Genomic DNA, 5,597 nt, shown 5'->3' on the forward strand with positions numbered 1-5,597 from the left:
CTTGAATGGAGATGCTCTACCTGTTTACATGCCAGTGCAAGCGCCTCCTGCTGATCTTCCAATAAACTTTCGGCTACATTACACCAATGAGAAAAATCGGCTGTTATTTTTAAATCCGGAAGTCTTTTTAAAAAATCATGTGTTACATGTGCTGCAAACAATGCTTTGTTACGGTGCGTTTCATGGCAAATCGTAATTCCGGTTTCCTGGGTAATTGCATTGGCAATAGCAAACAGTTCGGCATTCTGCTCAAAACTGAAATAATCTTTCCCCGTTTGTGTATTTATTTTTACTGGTTTTACCGAAGCATAAAAGCGTAAATATTTTGTATAACTCGCTTTATGTGCTTCAAAATCCTTTTCGAAAGATTGGTAATATTGCGCAATCAAAAACAGACTATGTTTTTTCAGTGCAGTTATCATTATACTTTGCTCATCTGAATTTTCAGAAACAGGAGCCTCAACACCATCGTATCCTGCCGCTTTTACCTTTCGGCAAAACTCATCCCAATTGATATTTTCGGAACCCCAGCGTGGGTAATAGAATTGTACTTTCATGATCTATTTTATTTCTGAATTCCAGGCTTTTTCAATTTCTTCCAGGCTTTTGCCTTTGGTTTCAAACAATTTCTTCTTGGCATACAAAAAGGAAAGGATACAGAAGAAAGAGAAGATAAAAAAGGTGGTTGCGATACCCAACCCATCTCTCATAATGGGGAATAACATGTTTACAACCCAATCTGAAACCCACATGGTCATAATACACATCGACAAAGCTGTTCCTCTGATGTGGGTGGGGAATATTTCTGTGGAGATGACAAATTTTAATGGCCCTAGCGAGAATGCAAAGAATAGTAGAAACAGAATAATACTAAATAACATGAACCACCCGGTGATATTCATTAAAAAGCAAACCCCTGTTAAAGCCAAAGCCCCTGCTGCACACAATGAGCCGATGATATATAAGGGTCTGCGTCCCCAGGTATCTACTTTTGAAATGGCGATAAATGTAAAAAGCACATTGGCCGATCCCAAAATTACCTGATAAAATAAGGCATCGCTGGTAACAATACCTGCTGATTTTAAAATGGTAGGACCATAAAAAATCACCCCGTTAATTCCGCTGAACTGCGATAAGGCTGTAAGAATGGTTGCCAGTGCCAACAGTTTACTTAAGGGCAAACGCATCAATTCTTTATAACCGCCAGATTTTTGACTGGCCATTTCTTTAATGGAATCGAGTTCTAAACGACCTGTTTCGCTTCCGTTTATTTTAATTAGGGTGTTTAAAGCCTCTTCATTTCTGCCGTATTGTACCAGCCAGCGCGGGCTTTCGGGCACGATTAACAACAACAAACAAAATGCTGCTGCCGGAATAACCCCAACGATAAACATTCCGCGCCAAACGTTTTCAACAAATAACCAGTGCAGCACGCCCTCGCCGGCACCTGCATTGGCTGTGGCGTAACGTTGCAAAAATAAATTACTGATGTAAGCCGCTAAAATTCCTATGGTAATGGCCAGCTGATAAAAAACGACTAAACGACCTCTTTTTTGCGAAGGTGCTACTTCAGAAATATAAAGTGGAGATACATTAGAGGCCACACCAACTCCCATACCGGCCAAAACGCGGAAGAAAATTAATACAGGATAGGCTTCTGAAAATGCGAAACCAATGGCACTGATTAAAAATAATATGGCGGAGACAAACAATACCTTTCTTCTCCCAACTTTATCGCTGAGGTAACCCGAAAAGGATACTCCGACAATACAGCCCAGCAAAGCGCATGACACAAACAGTCCCTCCTGTGCGGATGACAATCCATACTGCGACTTTAAAGGCTCGATAATACCGCTGACGACGGCCATATCAAAACCGAATAAAAAACCTCCTAATGCTGCAATAAGCGTTATCAGGAAGATAAAATAATTTGTTTCTTGTTTTCTCATAATGTTTGGTTATTTGGCTGTTTTTATTTAGTTATTTGGTTAGGTTCAACAACAATCTTCTTTTACATAGGCAACTACCAAAAAGGCTTTTTGCGTTCCTGAGTACCGAACAGTATATTCTGTTACTGCTGCAGGTATTACAAATGTTTCAGCATAACTGAACTGACTGGTTTTATCACCGACAATCACCGCTATCGATTCACCTTCAACCAGCATGCAGATGTGGCATTGTCCATTTGTGGCAATAACTGTTTCTCCAACAAACTCATATCGGTCTACCGCGTAAAAATGCTCCTTATGTGTTGAAAGTGATACTTTCCTTCCTCCATTCCATTCGGTTGATACCTGTTGTTTAGAAATTAGCTCTTGCGGAACGTAATCGCCCTTTCGATCGAAATAAAGATTCTTAAAAGCGTGTTCTATATTAATGGGTCTAGGTTTACCGTTYAAGCCCAATCGCAACCAATCGTACATTTTGAAAGTGAAAATGTATGGCGTACTGCTGATCTCCAGCACCATATTATTCTTTCCAGATGCATGGACCGTTCCATTTGGAATGAGAAACAGATCGTGTTTTTGTGCATTAAATTTCTGCACGTATTTTTCGGCATCCATTTTAATGCCCTGGTTTTGTGCATCCAGTAAAGCAGTTTTAAACTCTTCAGGATTAATATCTTCCTGAAAACCCAGATAAACTTCGGCGTCGGGTTCACAATCGAGAATGTAATAGGTTTCATCCTGTGTAAAATTTTCACCAAAATTCTCTTTGATATAGGCCGTACGCGGATGGCATTGAATCGAAAGATTTCCGCCATCATAGGTATCTAGAAAATCAAAACGGATCGGGAATTCAGTTCCAAACCTTGGGGCTGCTTTTCCTAAAAGTTTCGTATTATTATAAAACAACAGAAAATCGAATGAGACTTCGAGTAGATAGTGATTACCTTCGATAACAATTCCATTTTCGGGAGTGATCAGTTCAAAAGACCAGGCGTAGTTTATTTCTTCCTGATTAAGTCCTTTGATATGCTTTTTCATCCAGTTCCCGCCCCAAATGCCCGCTTCAAACCAAGGCCTTGCGCGAAGCGGCTGTTCGAGCATTTTGTGCAAAGTATTCCTAAAATCATCACCATGCATCCATGTAATTTCAGTCGTGCGCTGTTCATCAACAATTATATCCATTTTGGAAAGCAACTGCTGTTTATGTTTGTTCAACACAGGCCAATCCACAAAATATGCCCGTTTATACATCTGGGTATTATCAGCGCGATCTGTACAGCCGATATTTTTCGCCACACCGGCCCTCATCCTATATTGAATTTCATTTTTGGGCAGGTCTACATATAACAATGGCCCTTTCCAATTGGCCAGTCCGGCGCCCGTTCCATAGAGAATGCACAGATCAACAGATGGATCGGGCTGTAACATCTTCAATTTTTGCACATCAAAAAAATCAGACAGACCGCCCTGGTATTTATCTCCAAAAACCGGATCGGCACCATTTAAATTGGCACTCACCATCGCTTCGATCTCCTGAGTAGGTTTGAGGCAAGAATTGATATCGTACCAGAATACTTTTCTGTTTTTCGAAAGCAAACATGCATGTAACTGTGTCCTGAAATCCTCCCATAAAACGCCTTCAAAACCATCAATGATGATCGTTTTCTCCTGATCTATTTTATCGGCCAGCGTATCAAAACCAGCGTAAACCTGAGCGTCTGAATGAAATGATGGAAAAACATTATAACCCGGACCGTTAGCTACAATAGCACTTAAGGGTAAAACGGGTTGACTTGTTTCTCTTTTTAATTTCTGATCAGTATCCATGTAAATATTTGTTTTTTTGCCCGCAATAACCGCGGCTCCCCTTAAGATGCATTCTTCGGTATCACCGCAGAAAGTAATTTTTATTGTTTTATTCAGGTGTTTTAAGCTTTCTTTCAGTGGCGTAACAAACAGTGAACTGGCTTTTGCAATGTTGCCGCCAATAACCAGTTCATCACATCCGAACCGCGCTAACCAGGTCTGTAAAAAAGCGCCGAGGTTGGTGCCGAATCGCTCGAAAATAGAACGTGAAAGATCTGTGTTCATTAATGCTATATCTTTTACAGATGCTGCCTGTTTACCACATAATGTTTTGTATTCATTTAAAAACCAGCGCACCGAAAAATAATCATCGGCTTTGGCATCGAGAAAAGGCTCATCGTAAAAAGCGCCCGAAACCGGTAATGAGGGATCGCTAGTAAGCAAGGCTCCATTTTCCATAAAGGCAGAGCCAAAACCAGTTCCCAGTGTTAAAAAAACTGTCTTTTTACTATTCAGTTGGTAGCGGTTATAGGTCCCCTCAGCAAAACAATGTGCATCGTTTGAAAAAACAAACGGCGTATTGCTTAGGCCGGTAAAATCTGCCAGGGCCTGCTGCAAATGAATTCCGAATGTCTGTTCAAATTTTCCACCTACACCTGCTATGGTACTAACACCTTTCTCATAATCAAAAGGTCCGGGAAAAGCAATTCCAACAGCATCGGGCGTAATTCCTTCTTCCAGCACTTCTCTAATCCCATTACCAATAGTGGCTACAATATTAAAACCTGTATCCAAAGCATCGAGATCCTTTCTTACCAGCCGCAAAGATGCCAGCAATGGGTTATTTACATCTATCGCACTTACCGTGACGTGACTTCCTCCTACGTCGATCCCAATTTTTTTATTGTTTGCCATTTTACACCGAACGCTTAATCTCAATACTATAAGTAAACCAATCGTTGCGGTAATAGCAGATATTGTACTCTATGGGTTTTCTGCCTGCATCGAGCACCAATCTTTTTCTTTCCAACACAGGTAACCCTTTTTTTATTCCAAGCAAACCGGCTATTTCTTCTGTAGCTGCTATCGCTTTTATTTCTTCCTGTGAGTACATTGGAACAATATTGTGGTCCATATCCAGCAAATCGTATAAAGGCTTTTTAAAGTCTTCATCTTTAGAAAGCCCGATACGGGGATGAAAATATGATTCGAAACAGACCATGGGACCATCATCAATACTGCGGATACGTTTAAGGCAGATTACATCGGTATCGACCTCTATCTGCAGATATTTTGATACTTCTTCGCTAGCCTTTTTTTTCTGCACATCGAGTACGAGATTTTTAAAAATCAATCCCATATCTTCCATTTCATGCGTAAAACTCATCCAGTTGGTGAGGTTAGTGGTTATTTTTCCTTGCGTAACCCTTGTTCCAACTCTCTTTTTCCGCTCCAGTAAACCTTCGTTTACCAGATTATTAATGGCCTGCCGAAGTGTATTTCTCGATATTCCCCATCGCATGGCCAAATCCGTTTCTTTTGGAAATAGTTCTCCATTAGCAAACTCAGGAAGCTGAATTAATTTTCTCAATTGCTCCTCTGCCTGAAAATGCAGGGGTATTTTACTATCATGATCCAACTGAGATATTTTGTTCATATGTTCATACATATTACAAAATTATAATATTTCACCATATTTCAATAAAAAAAATTAAACTACTTAAAATATTTTTTTCATTGGCTTTGAATATGATAAGCAAGCCTTATGGCACATTAATGGAATAGAAAGAAGCTCCTTCAGGAAAATCTTTACGAAGCTTCTATCCTGAATACTTTATAACC

At 40.0% G+C, this 5,597-nt stretch carries 4 protein-coding genes; all 4 read right to left on the bottom strand.

The annotated features are described in order from the left end of the window. Window positions 1-557 (bottom strand): sugar phosphate isomerase/epimerase family protein (locus tag AC1DPQ_RS16030; protein ID WP_477610213.1); only part of this gene is annotated, 557 nt, incomplete at its 3' end. A 3-nt stretch (window positions 558-560) separates the two neighbouring features. Next, window positions 561-1,949, bottom strand: coding sequence for a sugar porter family MFS transporter (locus AC1DPQ_RS16035; protein WP_477580817.1), 1,389 nt, complete (start codon window positions 1,947-1,949; stop codon window positions 561-563). 45 nt (window positions 1,950-1,994) lie between these two features. Beyond that, window positions 1,995-4,670, bottom strand: coding sequence for an ROK family protein (locus tag AC1DPQ_RS16040; protein WP_477610215.1), 2,676 nt, complete (start codon window positions 4,668-4,670; stop codon window positions 1,995-1,997). 1 nt (window position 4,671) lies between these two features. Continuing rightward, entirely contained in the window at window positions 4,672-5,412 is a 741-nt protein-coding gene (locus tag AC1DPQ_RS16045; RefSeq protein WP_477610217.1) for a GntR family transcriptional regulator, read from the bottom strand. Window positions 5,413-5,597: the final 185 nt, after the last annotated feature.

The organism is Pedobacter sp. 01T416_2, from assembly GCF_056398925.1.

What these genes read in the sequence shown, in the direction of transcription:
- AC1DPQ_RS16035 (WP_477580817.1), bottom strand. Translation starts at nt 1,949, where the DNA reads ATGAGAAAACAAGAAACAAATTATTTTATCTTCCTGATAACGCTTATT.
- AC1DPQ_RS16045 (WP_477610217.1), bottom strand. Translation starts at nt 5,412, where the DNA reads ATGAACAAAATATCTCAGTTGGATCATGATAGTAAAATACCCCTGCAT.